Here is a 24,327-nt window from a genome sequence, read left to right as displayed (position 1 = left end):
CACATTAACGGAATGCCCCCTTTGTTTGCAAACAATACTATTCACGCCCCTCTCCATTCGGAGAGGGGACGGGGGTGAGGCTGGTTGTGGACGAGGATAAGGCTTGTTCTTTATATTAAAACATTGATAATGAAACATAGAAAAAACATACAGATTCCAGCCTCGGCAACGGATGGGAAGATGGGAGAGGGTAGGGTAGCAAGACCCTACAAGATGGCACTTACAGGACAAATCATATTGTATCTCTTTGCTATCGCACTCTTTGCTTTTGGCATTGCAATCATCTATGATGCCGTACAAACAGGCGTTTTGACCACTATTTTACATGGTTCTGCCTCGCTGGACGATTATATCTCCACACTTATGGGGCTCTTCCTCCTTCTTTTGCCAGTATTTGCCATCCTCTATACAAGGCGTGATAAGGTGTATATCTATGAAGATAGAATCGTCAAGGAAACCCTCTTTGGCACTCGAGTTCTGTTCTTCAATAGTATTGAATGTGTGCTACCTTCTTACGGGAATGGTATCGAATTCGTACCCTATCAGGGTGCAGGAAAGAAGATAACCTTCGGTGTTTACTATCGAGATTACCATGATGTGGAACGCTGGGCAGGGCGTTATTTCCATAATTACTTCCCCCGTGAGAAGAGAAAAGACCGCCAGTCGATAAGGCAGAATAGCTCTTTAGGAGCCAGCGCAGTCGAACGGCTCAATCAGAACGAACGCAACCGTCTATGGGCACGAGCGGTGAATATCCTTGCAAACATCGTCACTGTCGCCCTCTTCTTCGTGCCAATGCCCTATTACCGATACGTCTTTTTGGCGGCAGCAGCAATGCCATGGCTGGCGAGCATTGTGTTTATCAAGTCGAAAGGAACGGCACTTTTCGATGTATATCGTGATGATACCGACCGCCCAACACTGTTTAGTAGTACCTATTTAGTGTCTTTGGTGCTGTTGTGTTTATCGTTGCGTGAGAACATCATAGATATTTATCCGCTCATACCCTATATGCTTCTGTGCATTGTTGTGGTCTCTATTCCGTTCCTCTGGTACAACTTCAGTTTCACAAAATCACGCGTGGACAATCCAACCGAGCAGTTCATTTTTGTCCTCTTCTTCGCTATCTTTTATGCGATTGGCACCATCATAACCTATAATGTAGCGTTTGATTACTCCAAACCAGATCATCACATCAGTTATGTGAAGGATAAGTTTGAGACGAGCGGACGCAGTCATGCGTATAAAGTGCGCTTTGCCTCCTGCGGAACTATGCAAGAGGATGGTGAGATAATAGTATCGAAAAAGGAGTATGAGACCTATCGGGAGGGAGATAGAATTGATGTTGAGGAGTATAAAGGAGCCTTAGGCGCAGCCTTTTATATGGCTCATTGAGAGAGGGGAAACAGCCTCACCCCCAGGCGAAACAGGCTTCCCACCAGCCAATCTACAGCCTCACCCCCGCCCCCTCTCCGAATGGAGAGGGGAGTGAATAGTGCTGTTTGCATAAGAGGGGGTGGTGGGTTGGTGTATAACGAGATTGTGCCTCGTTAGCTGGAATAGCAGGAGCAAGAACGAGGAGATGCCTTCGTCAAAAGGAAGAGGGCGTTCCGTCGTTATGAAAAGGGCGTCTCTTCGATGTGAAGAAACGCCCTCTTTGTTTGCTAATAGTAGTATTTACTCCCCCTCTCCATCCGGAGAGGGGTTGGGGGTGAGGCTCCTTCTCCCATTAAAAGAATTGCCACCAGTAGGGACAGACGCCCTCGTCTGTCCGCATAAAGCGGGGAAGTTGGTTGCGGATTTGGCGTGCTCTGGCGGACAGACGAGGGCGTCTGTCCCTACAGGTTGGCATGTTCTTTAAATAAAGGAACGCTTTCTTCAATATGAAGAGGGCGTTCCGTCGCATCGAAGAGAGGCTTCCTTCATATCGAAGAAACGCCCTCTTTGTTTGCTAATAGTAGTATTTACTCCCCTCTCCATTCGGAGAGGGGGCGGGGGTGAGGCTGTAGAGGGGACGGGGGTGAGGCTGCTCCTCCCCTTAGGGGAGGCTGGGTGGGGTTATTGGGGGAACTTTGGTAGGGTTATAGGAGGAGGCTGGCTGGGCTCCAACTGTCAGTAAAATTTGGTAGTATCAGTTGTTATTTGTATCTTTGCACGTATTTAGAAAATAAGCAAAATAACATCGATAATATGGCAAAGAGATTCGCCGAGCACAAGGGGCTTGACCTTGTTAAAACAAACCAAGACATGTTGAAGGAGTGGGAGAAGCATGACATCTTCCACAAGAGTATTGACGAACGAGAGGGAAAACCGCAGTTTATCTTCTTTGAGGGGCCTCCTTCGGCTAACGGACATCCGGGTATTCACCATGTTCTTGCACGTTCCATCAAGGATACTTTCAACCGTTATAAGACCATGCAAGGCTATCAAGTGCACCGCAAAGCAGGCTGGGATACACACGGACTACCCGTTGAGTTAGGTGTTGAAAAGGAGCTTGGTATCACCAAAAAGGACATCGACAACCATAACTCGGAACGATATATTTCCACTGAAGACTATAATCATAAGTGTCGTGAGAACGTAATGAAGTTCACCGCAGAATGGCGACAGGTTACGGAAGAGATGGGCTACTTTGTAGACATGGAACACCCTTATATCACTTACGACAACAAATATATTGAAACCTTATGGTGGCTCTTGAAGCAGCTTTATAATAAAGGGTTACTCTATAAGGGATATACTATCCAACCTTATTCCCCAGCTGCCGGTACGGGCTTGTCAAGCCATGAGTTGAATCAACCGGGCTGTTATCGCGATGTCAAGGACACCACGGTTACGGCACAATTTACTATCCCTGAAGAAGATTGGAAGGCATTGGCTGAGAAGGCAAACTTGCCTAAGTCGACTTGGGGTAAACCTTGTTTCGTTGCATGGACAACCACTCCTTGGACCTTACCATCTAATGTTGCGTTGTGCGTCGGACCGAAGATTGAATATGTCATCATTGAGACTTACAACCCTTACGATGCGCAGAAAGTAACCTTGGTAATGGCTGCCAGTCGTGTAGCTGCCTATCTGAAACCAGAAGGCGAGATAACTGATGGAGGCGAATTACCTGCTTTCGAGCGTGGCGACAAGTATGTTCCTTATCGTGTCGTAGGGCGCGTGATGGGTACAGAATTGGAGGGTTTGCATTACAAACAGCTCATGCCTTGGGTGAAGCCAGTGGAGAAGACAGGCGAATTTGCGCCTCAATTCGTTAACAACTATGCGACAGCTCACCCAGAGAAGGTGTTCAAGAGTGAGGAAGGACGCGATGAGTTCGTTGAGATGGAGAGCGAGGCTTTCCGCATTATCCTCGGTGATTACGTTACGACGGAAGATGGTACTGGTATCGTGCATATCGCTCCTACCTTCGGTGCTGACGATGCGAAGGTGGCAAAGGATGCGAATATTCCTGCGCTATATCTTATCTCGAAGAAGGGTGAAACACGCCCTATGGTCGACCTCCAAGGTAAGTATTACACCCTTGATGAGCTGGATAAGAACTTCATCAAATCATGCGTCAATAAGGAAGCATACGCCCATCATGCTGGCGATTACGTAAAGAATTCATACGACCCACGCTTTAATCCAAATGGAGTATGGGACAAGAAAGCCTCTGAAAAGGCTGAAGATCTGAACATCATCATCTGTATGGAGATGAAGCAGGAAGGCTCTGCTTTCAACATCCAAAAGCATGTTCATAACTATCCGCACTGCTGGCGTACAGACAAGCCTATCCTTTATTACCCGTTAGATAGCTGGTTTATCAAGGACACGGCACGCAAGGCTCGCATGGTGGAACTCAATAAGACGATACACTGGCAACCGGCATCTACGGGTACAGGAAGGTTCGGTAACTGGCTTGAGAACTTGAATGATTGGAACCTAAGTAGGTCTCGCTTCTGGGGTACACCATTACCTATCTGGCGTGATGAGAACCATGGCGAGAAGTGCATTGGGTCAGTAGAAGAACTCTACAATGAGATAGAGAAGGCAGTTGCAGCAGGTGTCATGGAGAAGAATCCACTGAAGGAAGTAGGCTTCGTAGTGGGTGATTATAGCAAAGAGAACTATGATAAGATTGATCTCCATCGCCCTTATGTCGATGACATCGTACTTGTTAACGACGAGGGTAAGCCTATGCACCGTGAAAGCGACTTGATTGATGTATGGTTTGATAGCGGTTCAATGCCATACGCACAACAGCATTATCCATTCGAAGGAGAGATTAATTCCGATGGTCTCAAGGCTACGGGTATGAGCGAGGCAGCTTATCGTGATGCCTTGATACACTCTACCTACGAGGGAATAGCTGTACCTCCAGCATTCTTCCCAGCCGACTTCATCAATGAAGGAGTTGACCAAACGCGTGGTTGGTTCTTCACTCTTCATGCCATAGCAACCATGGTCTTCGACTCAGTTGCATTTAAGAATGTGATCTCAACAGGGCTTGTCTTGGATGCAAAAGGTAATAAGATGAGTAAGCATGTAGGCAATGTTACCGACCCATTTGAGATGCTTCATAAGTACGGAGCAGACCCTGTTCGCTTCTACATGATGACCAATAGCGAGCCTTGGGATAACCTGAAATTCGATCCAGAGGGCGTTGATGAATGTAGACGCAAGTTCTTTGGCACCTTATATAATACGTATAGCTTCTTCGCTCTGTACGCTAACGTCGATGGTTACGAGCCAACAAACTGCAAGGCTATTAAGGCTGACGCACCAGAGATCGACCGCTGGATTATCTCTAAGCTGAACTCTCTGATTAAAGGTGTTACAGCCGAGTTAGAAGACTTCGACCCAACACGTGCAGGTCGACTCATCGACTCTTTCGTTAATAACGACCTCAGTAACTGGTACGTCCGACTGAATCGTAAACGCTTCTGGGGCAAAGAGATGAGTGCAGACAAGCAGAGTGCGTATGACACCTTATATACTTGCTTGATGACAGTGGCACGTCTCTTGGCTCCGTTCGCACCATTCTATGCGGATCAACTGTATAGAGATTTGGGCGGAGAATGTGAGAGTATTCACTTGGATCGTTGGCCTGTTGCTGACGAGGCAGTCATCGATACCGACCTTGAAGCACGTATGGACATGGCTCAACGCATTACTTCTATGGTCTTGGCATTGCGTCGTAAGGTCAATATAAAGGTTCGCCAACCATTAGCACAGATAATGGTTCCAGCCATAGACAGCACTCAGAAGAAGCATATAGAGGCTGTTGCTGACCTTATTAAGCATGAGGTGAATGTGAAGGAACTCTCTTTTGTTGAGGGACAAGGCATCTTGGTAAAGAAAGTAAAGTGCAACTTCCGTGTCATGGGCAAGAAGTTTGGTAAGCTGATGAAGCTCGTTGCAGCACGTATGGATGCACTGTCTCAAGATGAGATAGCTGCTTTGGAGACTACTGGTGAGTTCAACTTCGAATTGGAAGGACAGCCTATCAAGGTAGAAGCAGCCGATGTTGACATCATATCAGAGGATATTCCGGGCTGGTTAGTGAGCAATGAAGGCAACCTAACTGTGGCACTTGAGGTGGAACTAACCGATGAGTTGCGCCGCGAGGGAATGGCTCGTGAGTTGATCAACCGCATCCAGAACCTCCGTAAAGAGGCTGGACTCGAGATCACCGACCGCATTTCTGTTATCATCGAACCTAATGAGGAAGCTGCGAAGGCAGTAGAGTCTTTTGGCGAACTGATCAAGACACAAGTATTAGCTAACGCCATTTCACTGGCTGAGAACGCTGGTACAGAGGTTGAATTCGACGACTTTAAACTTCATATAGACATCCAAAAAGACTAAAAAACATAGTGGGGTGCACCCTTAGGGATGCCCAGAAGTCTGACGGGATGGCTGTACCAACCGTGCAACCATCCCCTCTCGGGACTTCAAATCCTACCTCACTATATCTCAAATAATGTTTAATAACCTAATTCACTTTATTCCTTATGGAGACAAAGAAGCGTTATAGCGATGAGGAACTCGAGGAGTTTCGCGCTATAGTAAACAACAAATTAGCCATAGCTAAGTCTGATTACGAAGAGACGATGAAGATTCTTACAAACAAGAACACTAATGACGTCAATGACACATCACCCACTTATAAGGCATTAGAAGAGGGTAGTTCGAATCAAACAAAGGAAGAACTCGTGCAGATGGCACAGCGTCAACAGAAGTTCATAAAGGGTCTTCAAGCCGCACTCGTGCGTATCGACAATAAGACCTATGGTATAGATCGAATCACAGGAGAGCTTATTCCGAAAGAACGACTGCGTGTTGTCCCTCATGCAACACTAAGTGTAGCATCCAAGGAAGCTAATAAACATCATTAATGAATAGTAATAAGAAAAAGGGCTTGATGGCTGCTTCTCTGATTGTATCGTTGCTTATCATCGATCAAATCATTAAGTTAGCTGTCAAGCTAAACATGACCTTAGGCGAGTCAATTCATATATTTGATTGGTTCCAGATAGAGTTTGTTGAGAACAATGGTATGGCATGGGGAATGGAGCTCGGAAGCAAGTTGTTCCTCAGTCTCTTCCGTATCTTCGCAGTCATTGGATTGATATGGTATATCAGAAATCGCATCCAGCAGGGAGCGAGAACGGCGTATATTGTCGTGTTATCGATGATATGTGCAGGTGCAGCAGGCAATATCTTCGACTCGTTGATATATGGTCAGATCTTCACTGCCTCTACACCTTATTATATAGAGGGAGCCGTTCCTTCAACTCTTACAGCATGGGGAGAAGGGTACGCACCAATGCTTATGGGCAAGGTAGTTGATATGTTTTATTTCCCCCTCTTCACCGGTACCTTCCCTGACTGGATGCCGTTTTGTGGAGGCGAATCATTCGTCTTCTTCTCCCCTGTCTTCAACTTTGCTGATGCCTGCATAAGCGTGGGTGTCATCACCATTCTACTGTTTTTTAGAAAGGACTTCAACGGTTGGAAACCGGAGAGAAGTTAGGAGTTAGGAGTGTTGAATGAGGAGTTTTGAGAGGATAAAGACACTATTTAGAATGAGAGAGAAATATACAACTCGCTTGTTAACAATACTTTGTGGATTACTACTCACAACCTTTTTTGTGGGTTGTAAACCATCTATTCCATCCGAATACATACAGCCATCGAAGATGGAAGACATACTGTATGACTATCACATAGCGATGGCGATGGCAAATAATAGTAATACTTCTGCGGCGAAAGCAAAGGCTTATAAGCTGGCAGTAATGAAGAAGTACGATGTGACGGAGGCGCAGTTTGATAACTCTCTGAAGTATTACATGCGTCACACCGAACATCTTCATGACATGTATGTAGACATCTCCAAGCGTCTTGAAGACCAAGCTCGTGCAGAGGGCGCATCGGAGTCTGAACTATCACAATACGGCGCTATCACCTCCAAAGGAGACACTACTGATATATGGAAAGGCGGTCGCTCGCTCATTCTCTCCCCTTACGCACCTGTCAACAAAGAAACTTTTGAGATCAAAGCAGATACAGCCTTCCACAAAGGCGACCGCTTAATGCTCAATTTCGATTCGCAGTTTATCATACAAGATGGCGCACGCGATGCCGTAATTGTTATGGCGGTCACTTTCACCAACGATAGTATTACAACGCAATACACGCATATCTCCTCTGATTCTCATCAAACACTTATGGTGGACGGGGGCGACTCTTTACGGATAAAAAACATCCGTGGCTACTTCATGATGCTAAAGGGTCAAGAGCCAACTACCACCTTTAAGATGTTAATTCTTAATAACATTCAACTCGTCCGAATGCACGTTCGCAAGCAAGAGAACGTCAATTCAGGCGACTCAACGAATACTTCTGACCCGATAAGAACGATCGGTGGAACACCAGTAAACCCCAGTTCGGCACCAGCACAAGGTGACCGTCCACCTCGCACACCCACTGATGCTATGCGTGAAAGGGGCTTACCCGTAAAGAGGACACGATAAACTTGAATAGATGCGACGCATAGCAGCTAACTTCATCCACACTCCCAACGAGACAATCGAGCAAGGAATCGTTGTCATCGAGGCTGGAGTTGTCACGGAGATATATCCCTTCACACACGAAGAGGCTATGACAGAATGGATGAGCGGAACGATTGATGTGCGCAAAGACAGCGATGGGATTCTCCGTGCCTATCGACATAATACACCCATAGAATAACCTTTGAACAGATTAAAAACATAAAAACTACAGCTTATGAAGAAGTCATTTGCAACGCTCGCAATGCTTTTTATGATGTCATACACCTATGCGTGTACGAACTTCATAGCCACTAAGGGCGCAACAAAGGACGGTTCCGTCCTCGTTACTTACAATGCTGATGATTACGGCTTGTTTACTAACTTATGTCATTATCCGGCTGGTTCTCATGCCAAAGATGCGCGTCGTGAGATCATTGATTACGACACGCACGAGAGCCACGGGTATATTCCTGAGGCGCAAGTAACCTACAATGTCATCGGAAATATCAATGAATACCAGGTCAGCATAGGTGAGACTACCTACGGCGGACGCGAAGAGATGGTGGATAAAAACGGCATTATCGATTACGGATCACTGATGTATTTAGGCTTACAACGCAGTAAGACGGCAAGAGAAGCTATCAAGGTGATGACGACACTGGCTGAGACTTACGGTTACAACTCCGAGGGTGAGACCTTCACAATAGCTGATCCTAACGAAGTGTGGTTGCTTGAGATGCAAGGATGTGGCGGTGATAAGAAGCAGAAAGTGGTATGGGTTGCAGTGCGCATACCCGATGGGATGATTTCAGCTCACGCCAACCAGAGTCGCATTGGGCAATTTTCTACTTATCCAACAGAGGTCATCACGTCTAAAAACTGCATTAGTTTCGCACGTTCAAAAGGCTGGTTTACTGGAAAGGATAAGGATTTTAACTGGAAAATGGTGTATGCAAAGCCCAACTTCGGAGGGCGTCGTTGGTGCGATGCACGCGTTTGGAGCTACTTTAATCACTTCAAAGATATGTCGCACTGGTTGCCTTGGGCACTCGGAAAAGACGCCAACGCCGAAGACATGCCACTATGGATTGTACCAGACAAGAAGCTCGATGTCGCTATAATGGAGGCTTGTATGCGTGATCACTATGAGGGTACTCCACTCTCATTAGACCATGATATAGCACAAGGAAACTGGGATTGTCCTTATCGTCCAACCCCTCTTCAATACGAGGTTGACGGTAAGAAGTATTTCAACGAGCGTCCAACGTCTACCCAGCAGACGGGTTTCTCCTATGTAGCACAGCTCCGTTCATGGTTACCAAGAGAGCTTGGTGGAATCCTATGGTTCGGTAACGACGATGGCAATATGATAGCTTATGTGCCTATCTATTGTAGTAATACGGAGCGTGCAGAGTGCTTCGATACACCTGGCGCAGACGCTGTTACCTTCTCAGATAAGAATGCTTTCTGGGTTTGCAACTGGGTAAGTAACATGGTTTACCCACGTTATTCGCAGCTCTTCCCATCGCTGAAAGCGGTGCGCGATTCGCTTGAGAACGCTTATTTCGCAGCCCAACCAGAGGTGGAAGCAAAGGCTCTTAGCCTGTACAAGACGGATAAGTCGGCTGCAGTGAAGTATCTTAACGACTACTCCATACAGAAGAGTAACGAAATGCTTGCCCGTTGGAAGCAGCTCGCCATCTACCTGATTGTGAAGTACAACGATATGGCTGTGAAGCCAGAAAAGGATGGTAAGTTCCTCAAAACACCAACTGGTCTTGGTGAGCGTGTGGCTCGTCCAGGTTATAGTGACTATATGAAGCATGAGATCGTCAAGCAGACTGGCGATAAATATGCTGTACCAACAAAGTAAGGAAAGGCCTCTCCCCCAGCCCCTCTCCGAATGGAGAGGGGAGTGGATAGTACCATCTGCCAACAAAGAGGGCGTTTCTTCGATGTGAAGAGACGCCCTTTTCATGGCAAGGAGACGCCCTCTTCAAAGCGAAGAGGGCGTTCCTTTAATTAATGATAATGCCAACCTGTAGGGACAGACGCCCTCGTCTGGAAACCCCTCCCAGCCTCCCCCAAGGGGAGGAGCGCCTAATGATAACCTATTTGAATAGTTCTTTCCATCCAAAGGGATGCCACAAAGTAGGGATAGACGCCCTCGTCTGTCCGCATAAGGGAGGCTTCTTGTAATGTAACGTGGAATGTTGGAGCGGACAGACGAAGGCGTCTGTCCCTACTTTGTGGTACTCTATTCCACAGAACAAATAACTTGTTTACTTGTCAACCAGTCCACTCGTCCACTCTACCTAATCATAATTTTGAATTTTGAACTTTGAATTTTGAATTGTACGTGGGCATCCGCTTCTGTGGATTCCCATGTTCCTTTAGGAACTCTGTGTCGCCTTGCGGCTTCGTGCCATCCGTGTATTCTGTGTTAAAAATGCTCCGGCAAAGAATCGTTTAACCATTTCTTCCTTGTGAAGAATTTAATCACAGATGTCACAGATATAGTAGATACGTGCTGTACACAGAGTACCTAAAGGTACAAGAGAATATACAAACCATCTTTGCTAACAACTTGTTAACTCGTCAACTATCAACTCGTCAACTCGAACTAATCATAATTTTGAATTGTGAATTATGAATTTTGAATTACAACGAGAGGCTCTTATCCATGCTTGCAGCAGCCCTTCTGCCATCGCCCATAGCGAGGATAACGGTCGCACCACCACGTACAATGTCACCACCGGCATATATCTCTGGGCGCGAACTCTGCATCTGGTCGCTGACAACTATCGTGTTCTTACGACCTAACTCAAGCCCTTCGATAGACTTCGGAACCAATGGATTCGGTGAAACTCCTACTGCCACAATCACTTGATCGCACTCCACTGTCACCGTCTCGCCCGTTACCTCTGGACGTCGACGCCCACTGGCATCAGGCTCACCAAGCCTCATCACATCCAATACCGCAGCACAGACGCGACCCTTCTCATCGGCTTTGTACGATTGAGGATTATGTAACGTGAGGAAATGGACACCCTCTTCTTTGGCGTGTTTCACCTCCTCCAGTCGTGCAGGCATCTCTGCTTCTGAACGTCTGTATACCAATGTCACATCTGCCCCAAGACGCTTAGCTGTACGGCAGGAGTCCATCGCTGTGTTGCCTCCTCCTATAACGAGAACCTTCTTACCTATTATGATCGGCGTGTCCGTTTCGGGGTTAGCTGCATCCATGAGGTTTACTCTCGTGAGGTATTCGTTACTGGAGAGTATGTTGATAGAGTTCTCTCCTTCAATGCCCATAAAGTTCGGTAAGCCAGCTCCGGAACCGACAAAGATGCCTTTAAAACCATGTTCTTTCAACTCGTCAATACTGATGGTCTTGCCCACAATCGTGTCTGTTTGGAAGTGGACACCCATACGTCGGAGGTTCTCAATCTCTACATCTACTATCCTGTTAGGGAGGCGGAACTCGGGGATACCATACTTGAGTACGCCACCGATCTCATGCAATGCTTCGAACACATAAACCTCATATCCACGCTTTACCATATCGCCTGCAAAGCTCAAACCAGATGGTCCTGAACCCACAACAGCTACCTTGATACCATTCAAGGGGGCTACTTTTGGCAAGGTCATCTGCCCACTCTCACGCTCATAGTCGGCTGCGAAACGCTCGAGATAACCAATAGCTACAGCGGGCGAATTCATCTTTAGATGGATACAACGGCTCTCGCACTGCTTTTCCTGTGGGCATACACGACCGCAAACAGCGGGCAATGCCGATGTTTCCTTTAGTATACTGGCTGCCTGAAGGAAGTCTCCATGCTCTATATGTTTGATGAAGTCGGGGATATGAATACCCACTGGGCACCCTTCCACACACGTTGGTTTCGGGCAATCGAGGCATCGCTTCGCCTCTTGTATAGCCATTTCGGGTGTCAAACCGATATTCACTTCCTCCAAACGGGTCGTTGCACGATAGGCAGGATCAAGTTCCGGCATCTGCACACGAGGGATGGCTGTACGCTCCTTAGGCTTCAACTCCTTGCGAAGAGCCTTGCGCCAAACCTCTTCGGGTTCGTTTGCTTCATCGGTGGAAACGTTGTTTTTGTCGATAGAAGATGATTTTGCACTATCCGCAGAAGCCTCATCTCCTACATTATTAATAGACGAGCTAGAATGGTCGGAACCCTTCTTATCAGCTGGATTAGGCACTGCCATGTCCTTAGCCTCAATCTCCTTGAAGGTGCCCATACGCTTAAACATCTCGTCCCAATCGACTAAGTCGCCGTCAAACTCTGGTCCGTCAATACAGACAAACTTGGTCTTTCCACCAATAGTCAATCGACAAGCACCACACATACCAGTGCCATCTACCATGATAGTATTCAGTGATACATCGTTCGGAATGCCGTATTTCTTTGCCAAGAGTGAGGTGAATTTCATCATAATAGGAGGTCCAATCGCCAACACCTTATCGACATGCTCACGTTGAATCACCTGCTCGACTCCCACCGTGACAACGCCCTTCTCACCATAAGAACCATCATCCGTCATGATGATCACCTCGTCTGAGTACTGTCGAACATCGTCCACCATGATAACAAGTTCCTTGCTTCTTCCAGCCAAAACAGATATTACCTTGTTGCCAGCTTGCTTAAGAGCTGTGAGGATGGGGAGTATCGCTGCAATGCCAATACCACCTCCCGCACATACGACTGTACCATATTTCTCAATGCGAGAAGGGGTGCCCAAAGGACCGACAATATCGACTATCTCATCTCCAACCTTTAGTTGGCAAAGCTTCGTCGAAGAGCGTCCCACCTCTTGAATAACCATTGTCAACGTGCCCTTCTGGGTGTCAGCTTTGGCTATGGTGTATGGTACTCTCTCACTGTGATGATCAACACGTACGATGATAAAGTTGCCCGGTCGACAACTACGAGCTATGAGTGGTGCCTCTACTTCAATACAAAACACCTTCTCAGAAAACTGCTTCTTACTTATAATCTTGTTCATAGTCTAAAGGGCTCATCCACGTCCCCTCTCCGCTTGGAGAGGGGGGATTAGGATCCACGAGGGATGAGTTTTGTTAAAAGGTTGATTGTTAGGTTATGTCTTGTTCGTTGTTCCGTATTAGTGGGCTAAGGCTTAGTCCATCTTATCGTCGAGCATTTCAAAGCCGCAATAAGGTACGAGCACCTTCGGAACACGTATCCCCTCTGGGGTTTGATTGTTCTCTATGATTGCCGCAACAATGCGTGGCAAGGCAAGTGCCGAACCATTCAGTGTGTGGCACAACTCTATCTTCTTATCCTCTGCATGACGGTAACGACAATGCAAACGGTTCGCTTGGTAACTCTCGAAGTTAGATACACTTGACACCTCCAACCAGCGTTCTTGCGCTGCACTCCATACCTCGAAATCATAGCAGATAGCCGATGTGAAGCTCATATCGCCACCGCAGAGACGAAGGATGTGATAGGGTAATTCGAGCTTTTTCAATAGACCTTCTACATGGTTCAACATCTCATCCAATGACTCATAAGAGTGTTCTGGCTTATCGATGCGCACGATCTCCACCTTATCAAACTGGTGTAGACGATTCAGTCCACGCACGTCTTTTCCATAGCTACCAGCCTCTCGACGGAAGCAAGCAGAGTAAGCGCAACGCTTAATTGGGAGCTCTTTCTCGTCAAGAATCTCATCACGGAATATGTTGGTAACAGGCACCTCTGCCGTTGGAATCAAGTATAAATCATCGAGGTTAGCATGGTACATCTGACCCTCTTTATCAGGCAACTGACCAGTGCCAAGACCGGAGTCTTGATTAACAACCAATGGTGGTTGCACCTCAAGATAGCCGCTTTTTCGTGCTTCATCAAGGAAGAATGCCTCAAGAGCACGTTGGAATCTTGCCATCTTACCGATGTACAATGGGAAGCCAGCACCCGTTATCTTCACACCTAAGTCGAAGTCAACTAAATTGAACTTCTTCAATAGATCCCAGTGGCATTGGGCGTCAGCTGGGAGGTTAGGCTTCGTTCCGCCCTCCTTAACAACAACGTTGTCGTTAGCGTCCTTACCCTCTGGAACATCGTCGTTAGGGATGTTTGGAATGGTTAAGAGCACCTCGGTCATCTCCTTCTGGGCATTCTCCATGATCTCCTGGAGTGCTTTGTCGGCCGATTTAAGCTCTGCCACCTCTTCTTTTATATTGTTAGCTTCATCCTTCTTACCGTCCTTCATCAGTTGACCAATCTGCTTTGAGAGTTGGTTCTGATGCTGTTTATTGGTGTCAAGTTTCTGCTGAGTCTCACGACGCAAGCGGTCATATTCCAATACTTTCTCTACTGCCTCACGTGCACCAGAGAAGTGTTTCTTCTCCAATCCTTTGATGACACGCTCTGTCTCTTCGCTTATAAGCTTTAATGTAAGCATATATCTATATCCTTTTTGATTGTTATTTATCTGAGAGCAAAGTTACAAAAATCTTCTATAAGTCAATCATGTTTACCATACTTATTTGTTGTTTAAACCTCTCCTAACATCCCCCATAACCCCTCCCAGCCTCCCCAAAGGGGAGAGAAGGAGCCTCACCCCCAACCCCTCTCCGAATGGAGAGGGGAGTAAATACTACTATTAGCAAACAAAGAGGGCGTTTCTTCGATGTGAAGAGACGCTCTTTTCATTGCAAGGGAACGCCCTCTTCAAATGGAGAAGGGCGCTCCTTTAATTAATGATAATACCAACCTGTAGGGACAGACGCCCTCGTCTGTCCGCCAAATCACAGCAAATAAAAAGCCTCCCTAAGCCTCTCCAAGGAGGGGATGTTGCCTAACGGGATGCCATATAAGGGTAAATGAGCGGACAGACGAGGGCGTCTGTCCCTACTTTGTGGCATTCATTTGGATAGAGAGAACCATACAAATTAGCTTCCGTGAGGCACTCCTCTCCTTGGGGGAGGCTGGGAGGGGTTTCCAGACGAGGGCGTCTGTCCCTACTTTATAGCATTCATTTGGATAGAGAGAACCATACAAATTAGCCTCCGTGAGGCACTCCTCCCCTTGGGGGAGGCTGGGTGGGGTTTCCATCCGAAGGTGTCTGTCCCTACTGTGTGGCACGTTCTTCTTTTTAGTCTTGCTGCTTCTACCCTTTCTTCAGCACCACTTGCACACTATTGAAGTCGTAGGCTTTATCAAGAACGGATAGTATGCTCGACCACTGGGAAGCAGATACTCGATACTGCTTATACACCTTTTCGAAAGTGATTAATAGTTTACCATCCTCGACAGAAGCCTTGGAAGTAAAGGAAATAGCACTATTATCTACATGAGAATTGAGCTTTTGCAAACTCTCGGGAGACACGCTGTAACCATTAGGGATGGCTAAGCGCACCGTAACAGAGTAGGTTCTGGGGTAAGAATAGATGATATCTACATTGCGCTGACGCTCTGCTCCCTCTATATGAACTTGTTGCCCGACAAGCTGACCGACGGAGATTACAAGGTTGCGACCGGCTTTCTTCACCAGACCGTCCATCTGGTAATCAATAAGGTAAGTAAAGGGTTGATCCTTCTCACCGCATGACAGCACCTTAGTTTCATTCACTTTCACTGCTGCGTGGTCGTGATATGCCTTGATCTCTTCGCTGAAGTTCTCCGCAATCGACTTCTTATCTTGCTCTGCGCGTTCGCTTGCTCGCTGGTCAGCAACGTTTAGTCCCTTGTCAAAAAGCTGTGCGAACTTTGTCACACCATAGTCGGCTCCCCATGACTGAGCCATCTGCTCGGCTGAAGTATAGTCCATGATGTTCCCCTCCTTATCGCATCCCGTGGTGGCATCTTGGCGTTTGATGTTGAGCAGGATACCATCGACTGTGGCATCAATATCCACCTTTTCCGTGTTATCCTTCGCTTGGCTGCCTGGCACAGTCACGTTTCTAAAGGGTCCATTTTGGAACTTCTTCTTCGCATTAGTAGCCACTGCGTCCCGGTTCTGATAGATAGAAGGGATGGTGTTAGCCGTTGTGCCGTATCGAGTACTTACTGGGAAGTAACACTGACCATTATCTAACATGATTCCATACGTTGCGTTCCAGATGTTCGCTAATTGCCCAATAGGCTCGGTCATGCGGTCAGTTACCAACACACGAGAGTATGGAACTTTGAGCTTATCGAGTATGTATGAGAACGCAGAAGCAAAGTTGTTATAATTGAAATAAGGCCTACCATGTACCAAGGTTCTCAACATGATGTAGTTGTAAACATAGTTAGCTCTTTCCGTCGGATCGCTTATCTTCTTCGCATCATCAATCACTTTGTTGAACGCCTTATAGAAGCTCCACTTGCTGGTAGACGCATTCCAGAGTGTCCAAGCATCCTCTTGAATAGCCTTCGCATCGGGGTTTGCCTGCAAGCCTTTGGTCTTCATGCTCTTTGGAATGTACTCCAACGCCACGTTCGCATTGATGAATAGCATTGTATAAGGGGTCTGCGCCAATGGATTATAGGCGTAGTCTGGCATCGTCTTATCGATGTTCTTCACACGAGCATCGAGGATAATAGCATCCTTGTCAGTGCTTTGCTTGAAATCAGGAGCACCATTCATCGTGCGGTACTGAGTACACAGGTCCTTATCAATAGAGCAATGAATTTGATAGTCAAGGATGGGATATTGACTGCCAAAGAAGAATGCCATCGGGTCGATGTTCTCCTCTCTTAGCTTGTCAAAGTCATAGTAGAAGTAGTCGAGCATATCGCCTACTTGGAGGTTCGGAACGGCAAGTTTGGCATGTTTCTCTTCTCCTTTCCTTCCCTCGTTATCGTCTTGGTAGTCCTTTTCCTCTACCTCCTTAATGGTTCCGTTAGGCTTGATAACACGCACACCGAGCACTGTTCGGCGGTCATTACGCCATAGTCCGTTGTTGAGGGAGTAGTCGTATGTGCGGAACTCAAACGTGGAGAACTTATCCAGAGCAGCCTTATCATTGATCTTAACAAGGCTTCGGACGAGGTGAGTACCCGTGCATTGCTTCACCTTACCAAGGCTGAGAGGGTTGAAGTGGTTGGTGTAATCGACTCCAACCTCCTCATATCTTGCCAAGACAACAGCCGACTCTTTATTATACTTTGTCGGTACTGTGCGGTTGTTGAATTGTGGTAGATCCTTGTTCCAGACCTCCTTCTTTACTTCACGTGCAAACTGTTTGTAATCCTCCTCATCGAATGCCATCATCGGAAGAGTTATGATGGTGAGGAAAAGCAATGCGATGATTTTCTTCATAAGATATATTTTGAATATTGTTAATAGCTATTAGGTGGAATGGTCAAGGGACTATTTTCGCTTCAAGACAACTTGCTCGTTGCAGGCATCCGTCCACTTCCTTAGGGCGTCATTCCATTGTGGTATGTTCTTTAAAGGTATTCTTCTGTGGTTAATTTGCATCTTCTGATGGAAGGTAACGACGTTCCCTTTCTGTGTAAAACGGCAAGTAAGCGTACCCTCGGGAGTGTTGAAAGTGGCTGAAGCGGGCAGGTAATCAACACGATAACCAGCCGGAATTGTCAATACCGACTGCCTAACAACGTTGCAGCGAACAGGCAGATAATAGTCGTGTGTGCGTTGGGTGGTATCAATGCGGGCATCGAAAAGATTGTTATGAGGGTTCATCTCAATGTAAACCTCACCATCCGCTTGCTGTACAGCAGGCTTGTTAACGACCTTACCCGTAAACTTCCCCCACTCGTGGCGGGCGTCATCATCGATCCACTTAACGTCCGATACGGTCATATTATGCGCATCCGAGTTAAGGTTGTTAGCAAGGAGATCATCGGTGCGCTTGCTTCCTACACCATCAGAAACCGACATGAACCACTCCTTCATATCGCCTCGTGTCATATAGGTAGCCGTTCCCACGAGCGCATCCCCTTGTAGTTGATAATTGTAAGAGAGGCTATCAATCGATTCATCAGGCTTCCTGACAGGCACAATCTCAAGTCTTGGACGGTCGCCGTTGGCTATCATAGCCTGCGAACCTTGTATTCCTTGCGGTGTATAAGTGTATGGGATATGCTTGCAAGTGGCGTCAATAAAGTAAGTCTTACCCTTATATAAGAGCGTACAAATCACGTGATCGGCACTCGCGAGAGTAGGTACATCACTCATCTTAAACGGTATCTCCTCCGTACCAATGTCCGTCCAACGTGCATCGAAGCCCTGTGCTTTGAGCAAGGTAGTGAGCAGTAACGCCATTCCCTTACAATCGCCATAACGCTTGCGGAGCACCTCGGCAGGTGTATCGGGGCGATGCCCGGCTATCCCGGCTTCGTAGGCTATGTATCTAATATTGTCCTGTACCCATCGATAAGTGTTGCTGATACGGTCTTCGGGAGTCTTACTTGTCTTGTTAATCTCGGCTAAGAGCGACTGAAGATTCGGTATATTGCAATCAACATCAGCCATTTTCATCGACCAGCTGTACAATGCGTTGACATCAGCAAAGGGTCCGAGAATCAACAAATAAGGATAGACACTCGACGAAGGGGGCATTTGCGCATCCTCTTTCATGCGATTGCAATTCGTCAAAGTATAGCGATAAACGTCATTCGTGGCGGTCGACTCGTGCGCAACCTGTATGTTATACCCCTCAAAATTCATCTCTTTAAGCCTATAACCAGCCAACTTCTTCGGAATAGTGATGGTCAGTGTCTTGTGCTGAATGAAGTATTCTTCGAGCAAGTAAACGCGTGTGAAGTACTTAATATCCTTGAAGGTGCGCTCGAAGGAGGCACTGCTTGTTTTGCCTTTCTTACTTATCTCACCTTGAAGGGTGCATGCCTTCGTATCATCATAGAACACATTTTCAGGCGTAACATTCGTATATTGCTTCTGACCATGCCCCGAGATGTTATCCAAAGAGATAAATTCTCCATAAAAGACGGTGGTTTGCGGCAGTACTTTCGCTACCGAATTAGACAGATAAGTAATCTTTTCTGTGTTCTTAACAATGGGCTTGTCGCCATCAAAAGTCAATGTGTATTGTTCGTCACATTGCGAGATAAGAATCTTATCATCCCATTGTTGCGCCTGAACCTGCACCGTACAGAATATTAATAAAAGGGCTGTAACCAGCGAGCGAAGTGTTTTTAAGTAGCTTATCATCTGTTGTTTTTATAGATAAATATCGTTATATTCTCCTTTGGGTAATGGTTTTATAATATGGTAAGAATACCATTTGCAAAGATAGATAAATATTTCGAATGACAGACAAAAGCCTTATGTTTTTTTAATAACTTTGTTAAATGATGTAGTGATTACCACTTCCTTTTACCCCTTGTGCCCCGTCTTAAAACCTAATCAATGATTCTTTACGATGATAGACATCACACCTTATATAATAGATGATGCTTTCTTAGACAGAGGGAAGATAATGTACAGATATTGAATGTACGCATCTTTATCGCAGAATACATAATAAATAGATATTGAGTCTGTGCATCTTTATCACAGAAAACATAATGAACAGATATTGAGTCTACGCATCTTTATCACAGAAGATATAATGAACAGGGTTGAAATATACATATTTCTTTCGTTTAAACACACCACACAAGTAGGGACAGACGCCCCCGTCTGGAAACCCCTCCCAGCCTCCCCAAAGGGGAGAGAAGAAGCCTCACCCCCAGCCCCTCTCCGAATGGAGAGGGGAGTAGATAGTATTATTTGCATACGAAAGGGAGGTTGCTCGGGGTGTAACGAGACACTGCCTCGTTAGTTGAGGCAGCAGGACTAAAAACAAAGAAACGCCTTCTTCAATTTGAAGAGGGCGTTCCTTCGCATTGAAGGGGGCGTCTCTTCACATCGAAGAGAGGCTTTCTTTGTATTAAAGAAACGCCCTCTTCATTTGCTCCCCCGCTATTCCAGTTAACGAGGTACTGCCTCGTTATACCCGACCGATGCCCCCTTTAACCAGCTTCCGTTAGGCACTCCTCCCCTTGGGGGAGGCTGGGAGGGGTTATTCCATTCGGAGAGGGGACGGGGGTGAGGCTGGTTGTGGGACGTGTGCAAGGCTCCTCCTTTATGCAAATAAAGCACAAAGATACAGCAAAGATTTCTTTAATCCAAATATTATCCTTACCTTTGTCTTGATTTGCAAACGTATAGGTTACGTGCAATCAATCAATCATTAATATTCATTTTAACTTGTATCAATATGATAAGAAAGTGTTTGCTGCTTGCTGCGGCAATGATTGTTAGCCTCTGCGCATCGGCTCAATTCCAAGAAGGAAAGGGCTATGTGGGTACGTCACTGACTGGTCTTGACTTGCACTATAATGGTAGTGACGGTTTAAACATGGGTGTTCAAGCTAAGGCGGGATACTTCCCTTGGGACAACGTGATGGTTTTGGCTTCCGTTGACGCTGTACATAATGGCTCTAAGACAGTGGCTGATCACATCAGTGTGGGTGCTGGTGGACGCTATTACATCACGCAGAATGGACTGTACCTCGGTGCTGGTGTGAAGTTTCTACACGCCAATCACCGATATAACGACATAATGCCGGGCATGGAAGTGGGGTATGCCTTCTTCCTCAATCGATCGGTAACCATCGAGCCAGCTGTCTATTACGATCAGTCGTTCAAAAGCTCTGATTACTCTACAGTAGGGCTTAAGGTGGGCATTGGTGTCTATCTCTTCGATGATTAAGGCACAACGATAACAACACAAAACACGCATGCAACAATATTCATCACAGCTCTTGGAACGTGCTGTTGAGGGTTTTTCGCAATTACCGGGAGTAGGACGTAAGACTGCCTTACGCCTTGTTTTGCACTTACTTCGCCAACCCGTGGAAGAGGTGGAAGGCTTTACTGATGCCGTGACACACGTTTGCCACGACATAAAATACTGTAAGGTCTGCCACAATATATCGGATACTGACATCTGTTCTATCTGTTCTGACCCCCGAAGAGACGGCTCCGTCGTATGCGTAGTGGAGAATATTCAAGACGTAATGGCCATTGAGAACACACAACAATATCATGGTCTTTACCACGTTCTAGGCGGTATCATCTCTCCAATGGATGGTATCGGACCTCACGATCTGTCGATTGATTCATTGGTGGAACGCGTAGATACGGGTGAAGTAAAGGAGGTGATCCTTGCCTTGGCAAGCACGATGGAGGGCGACACAACCAACTTCTATATCTCACGGAAGCTCAAGGACAAGGATGTGAAGCTGTCGATTATAGCCCGCGGAATATCTGTTGGCGATGAGCTGGAGTACACCGATGAGGTCACTCTGGGGCGAAGTATTCTCAACCGAACGCCCTTTGATTCTTAACAGCAGGCTTTGTTGAGCCTTACTAATTAGCAATGACTGAAACAAGAAAAACTCTTTTGACGGAGTTAATAGCATCATGTGCGTTGGCATTCACCATTATCATTGTCTATGAATGCCAATGGCTCTTACCCGGGATGTGGGTAGGTGCAGAGAACCACGTACTTGTTATGCTGCAATTCATTATGCAGTTAACTACCTTAGCAGCCATCCCCTTGGCTCTATTCTTATTCAAGATTGGATCGATAAGGGACGCTTTAAGCACAGACGAAAGCCATGTGAACAGGGCTTTACTGATGTGGGGAACGGTGCGCATGATGCTCCTCTGTGTGCCAATGGTAGCCAACGTTTTCTTGTATTATGCTACTGGTGAGGTTGTTAGTTACTTCTATCTCGCTGTGATCTTAGCCCTTAGTCTCTTCTTCATCTATCCCAGTAAGAAGCGATGCGAGCATGAATGTCACTTGGATAACCCAACGGATGAATAGATGAAGATTAGTGTTATCATCGTAAACTACAATGTTAAGTACTATCTCGAACAATGTCTTCTGAGCGTACAAAGGGCTTTGGAGGGTATTGAAGGCGAAGTGCTCGTTGTGGATAATCACTCTTCTGATGGCTCGATAGACTATCTCAAGCCTCGATTCCCAGCCGTTCACTTTATTACAAGTGGGCATAATCAAGGTTTCGCAAAGGCGAATAACATTGCTATCAAGCAATGCAAGGGCGAGTATGTACTATTGCTTAACCCCGACACGATCGTGGGGGAAGAGGCGATCCGATCGTCACTTGCCTTCATGGAAGGGCATGAGAAGGCGGGAGGATTGGGCGTGATGATGCTGACAGACACAGGAGTTAGGGCGTTGGAGAGCCGTCGTGGACTGCCAACTCCACGTGTCGCCTTCTATAAAATGGTGGGTCTTTGCAAGCACTTCCCCACTCACAAGAGCTTTGCACACTATTATATGGGTGACTTGTCATGGGATGTTCCGGGACAGATAGAGGTGATTAGTGGGGCATACTGCTTCCTTCGGCACTCGGCGTTGCGCCAGATTGGATTGCTGGATGAGGACTTCTTCATGTATGGAGAGGATGTTGACCTTAGTTACCGACTCTTACAAGCAGGCTACGAGAACTGGTATTTGCCCGTACAGATACTCCATTACAAGGGAGAAAGCACTCAGAAGTCGAGCTTCCGATATGTACATGTGTTCTACAATGCCATGTTGATCTTCTTTCAGAAGCATTACGATGGGGCAAGTCGATTGCTGACTATACCCATCAAAATGGCTATTTATGCCCGAGCACTGCTTTCGCTTGTGGGGACAACACACCATGCTATTGGTAAGATGTTGGGCTTCCGAAGTCGAAAAAAGTACCGTTCGCCACATTATATATTTGTTGGTGGAGAGGAGATGACGGCTCGTTGCCAACAAATAGCAGCCGACAACGGACTGACGGCAGAGTCGCATGTGGTGGAGAAAGCCCGCCTCTCGAATATTCATAACGCTTTATTAGCCGATTGGGAGGGGCAGAAAGAAACGCTCTACATCGTGTATGACTGTTCACTCTTTGCTTTCCATGATATCTTAGAAGCCTTTGAAGCACGCCCAGTGACGCTCATTCACATGGGATTCTATCATCATTCTATTGACAAAATCATCACTTCTAAAGAAATAATTGGTTGATAAGATGGTAACAAACTCAGCACCCGTTGTCACCTTGCGAGCCATGGAACCAGAGGATCTGGACGACCTTTATCGCATTGAGAACGACCGCCGATTGTGGAACATTGGCTCTACGAATGTTCCTTACAGCCGTTACGCGCTGCATAACTACATAGCGGATGCGAAGAACGACATCTATATTGATGGGCAGATTCGCATGATGATTGAGAACGAGGAAGGCACAGTGGTGGGGGTTATCGACCTCGTTAACTTCGATGCAAAACACCAACGTGCAGAACTCGGAATCATCATCATGGAGCAACACAGGCGTCGGGGCTATGCGAAATCGGCTATTCGTGCATTGGAGGAGTACGCTCGTAACACCTTACATCTCAAACAGATATACGCAGTTGTGGGTGTTGACAACCGCATCTCACGCCATTGTCTGATGGCATTAGGCTTTAGCTCGGGTGTAATACTTCAACAATGGCTCTGTTGCAAAGGCTCTTATCAAGATGCAGCAGTAATGCAACTTTTTATCGAAAAAGCGTAAGTAAAATTTGTAGGATTAGTTTTTTATTGCTATCTTTGCACTCGCAAAACGGAAATGGGGCACTCTTTAGCAATGCTATGGTGCGTTAGTTCAGTTGGTTAGAATGCCTGCCTGTCACGCAGGAGGTCACGAGTTCGAGTCTCGTACGCACCGCTGAAGCTTCATTTCACGTATTGCATGGTGCGTTAGTTCAGTTGGTTAGAATGCCTGCCTGTCACGCAGGAGGTCACGAGTTCGAGTCTCGTACGCACCGCTGAAAGCCTTAGCTTCATCGCTAAGGCTTTTTTGTTGTAGACTGAAAAACACATTCTTCGCACAGAGTAAACCCGTTTTTGAGACAGAGTAACATAGGAACAAGGGCAGAAAGCACCTCACGAAAGCCAGTTAAGAGGGGCTTTTCTTTAATTCAAAATTCAAAGTTCATAATTCAAAATTATGATTAGTTCGAGTTGACGAGTGGATAGTTGACAAGTAAACAAGTTATTTGTTCTGTGGAATAGAGCATCAGAATGTAGGGACAGACGCCCTCGTTTGTCCGCTCCAACATTCCACGTTACATTACAAGAAGCCTCCCTTATGCGGACAGACGAGGGCGTCTGTCCCTACTGTGTGACATTATTTTTAATTAACGGAACGCCCCTTTCAAAACGAAGAGGGCGTTCCGTTGGTACAAGAAGGGCGTTTCCTTGCAATGAAAAGGGCGTCTC

Annotated in this window: 17 protein-coding genes and 2 tRNA genes; 14 read left to right on the top strand and 5 right to left on the bottom strand. The window is 46.5% G+C overall.

The features are described 5' to 3' along the window. Positions 1-129: 129 nt before the first annotated feature. Positions 130-1,395 carry a hypothetical protein gene (locus tag D464_RS0105120; RefSeq protein ID WP_018910445.1) on the top strand — a complete coding sequence of 422 codons (1,266 nt, stop codon included), beginning with the start codon at positions 130-132 and terminating at the stop codon, positions 1,393-1,395. A gap of 334 nt (positions 1,396-1,729) precedes the next feature. On the opposite strand, the gene D464_RS13830 is transcribed toward D464_RS0105120, so the two are convergent. Continuing rightward, positions 1,730-1,906 carry a hypothetical protein gene (locus D464_RS13830; protein ID WP_208854296.1) on the bottom strand — a complete coding sequence of 59 codons (177 nt, stop codon included), beginning with the start codon at positions 1,904-1,906 and terminating at the stop codon, positions 1,730-1,732. A gap of 284 nt (positions 1,907-2,190) precedes the next feature. On the opposite strand from D464_RS13830, the gene ileS reads away from it, so the two are divergent. The 6 genes from ileS to D464_RS0105090 all read left to right on the top strand — a co-directional run bounded on the left by ileS (position 2,191) and on the right by D464_RS0105090 (position 9,915). Beyond that, positions 2,191-5,856, top strand: a complete 3,666-nt coding sequence (ileS, locus tag D464_RS0105115; protein WP_018910443.1) for an isoleucine--tRNA ligase — start codon at positions 2,191-2,193, stop codon at positions 5,854-5,856. Positions 5,857-6,002: 146 nt separating this feature from the next. Continuing rightward, on the top strand, positions 6,003-6,386 hold the full coding sequence (locus D464_RS0105110; RefSeq protein WP_004383215.1) for a TraR/DksA family transcriptional regulator: 384 nt from the start codon (positions 6,003-6,005) through the stop codon (positions 6,384-6,386). Beyond that, entirely contained in the window at positions 6,386-7,024 is a 639-nt protein-coding gene (locus tag D464_RS0105105) for a lipoprotein signal peptidase (RefSeq protein ID WP_018910442.1), read from the top strand. Before D464_RS0105110 ends, D464_RS0105105 begins: the two co-directional genes overlap by 1 nt. Before the next feature lie 52 nt (positions 7,025-7,076). Further along, a complete protein-coding gene (locus D464_RS0105100) occupies positions 7,077-8,024 on the top strand; it encodes a DUF4296 domain-containing protein (protein WP_018910441.1) in 948 nt (315 codons plus the stop codon). Between the two features lie 10 nt (positions 8,025-8,034). Continuing rightward, entirely contained in the window at positions 8,035-8,241 is a 207-nt protein-coding gene (locus D464_RS0105095) for a hypothetical protein (RefSeq protein ID WP_018910440.1), read from the top strand. A gap of 36 nt (positions 8,242-8,277) precedes the next feature. Next, on the top strand, positions 8,278-9,915 hold the full coding sequence (locus tag D464_RS0105090) for a dipeptidase (protein WP_018910439.1): 1,638 nt from the start codon (positions 8,278-8,280) through the stop codon (positions 9,913-9,915). Between the two features lie 788 nt (positions 9,916-10,703). Here D464_RS0105090 and D464_RS0105085 read toward each other — a convergent pair. The 4 genes from D464_RS0105085 to D464_RS0105065 form a co-directional block, all read right to left on the bottom strand. Further along, complete coding sequence (locus tag D464_RS0105085) at positions 10,704-13,076, bottom strand: bifunctional dihydroorotate dehydrogenase B NAD binding subunit/NADPH-dependent glutamate synthase (protein ID WP_018910438.1); 2,373 nt, start codon at positions 13,074-13,076, stop codon at positions 10,704-10,706. Positions 13,077-13,208: 132 nt separating this feature from the next. After that, positions 13,209-14,498, bottom strand: a complete 1,290-nt coding sequence (gene serS, locus D464_RS0105080) for a serine--tRNA ligase (protein WP_004384262.1) — start codon at positions 14,496-14,498, stop codon at positions 13,209-13,211. 708 nt (positions 14,499-15,206) lie between these two features. Beyond that, entirely contained in the window at positions 15,207-17,342 is a 2,136-nt protein-coding gene (locus tag D464_RS0105070) for a DUF3857 domain-containing protein (RefSeq protein WP_024985886.1), read from the bottom strand. A gap of 51 nt (positions 17,343-17,393) precedes the next feature. Continuing rightward, positions 17,394-19,220 carry a transglutaminase domain-containing protein gene (locus D464_RS0105065; protein WP_026284642.1) on the bottom strand — a complete coding sequence of 609 codons (1,827 nt, stop codon included), beginning with the start codon at positions 19,218-19,220 and terminating at the stop codon, positions 17,394-17,396. 1,051 nt (positions 19,221-20,271) lie between these two features. Here D464_RS0105065 and D464_RS0105060 point away from each other — a divergent pair. From D464_RS0105060 to D464_RS0105030, 7 genes are all read left to right on the top strand, one after another. Next, positions 20,272-20,766 carry an outer membrane beta-barrel protein gene (locus D464_RS0105060; RefSeq protein WP_018910435.1) on the top strand — a complete coding sequence of 165 codons (495 nt, stop codon included), beginning with the start codon at positions 20,272-20,274 and terminating at the stop codon, positions 20,764-20,766. Positions 20,767-20,794: 28 nt separating this feature from the next. After that, positions 20,795-21,403, top strand: coding sequence for a recombination mediator RecR (recR, locus tag D464_RS0105055; RefSeq protein WP_018910434.1), 609 nt, complete (start codon positions 20,795-20,797; stop codon positions 21,401-21,403). Between the two features lie 32 nt (positions 21,404-21,435). Beyond that, on the top strand, positions 21,436-21,888 hold the full coding sequence (locus tag D464_RS0105050) for a hypothetical protein (protein WP_018910433.1): 453 nt from the start codon (positions 21,436-21,438) through the stop codon (positions 21,886-21,888). Continuing rightward, entirely contained in the window at positions 21,889-23,088 is a 1,200-nt protein-coding gene (locus tag D464_RS0105045; protein ID WP_018910432.1) for a glycosyltransferase family 2 protein, read from the top strand. A 4-nt stretch (positions 23,089-23,092) separates the two neighbouring features. Continuing rightward, the gene (locus tag D464_RS0105040; protein ID WP_024985888.1) at positions 23,093-23,620 is read left to right on the top strand and encodes a GNAT family N-acetyltransferase; all 528 of its coding nucleotides are present in this window, start codon (positions 23,093-23,095) and stop codon (positions 23,618-23,620) included. 79 nt (positions 23,621-23,699) lie between these two features. After that, positions 23,700-23,773: transfer RNA gene (locus tag D464_RS0105035), tRNA-Asp, on the top strand. Between the two features lie 26 nt (positions 23,774-23,799). Next, positions 23,800-23,873, top strand: a tRNA-Asp gene (locus D464_RS0105030). Positions 23,874-24,327 lie beyond the last annotated feature (454 nt).

Origin of the sequence: Prevotella veroralis DSM 19559 = JCM 6290, assembly GCF_000377625.1 — a bacterium.
Taxonomy (GTDB): domain Bacteria; phylum Bacteroidota; class Bacteroidia; order Bacteroidales; family Bacteroidaceae; genus Prevotella; species Prevotella veroralis.
This window is presented reverse-complemented; position numbering and strand designations above follow the sequence as displayed.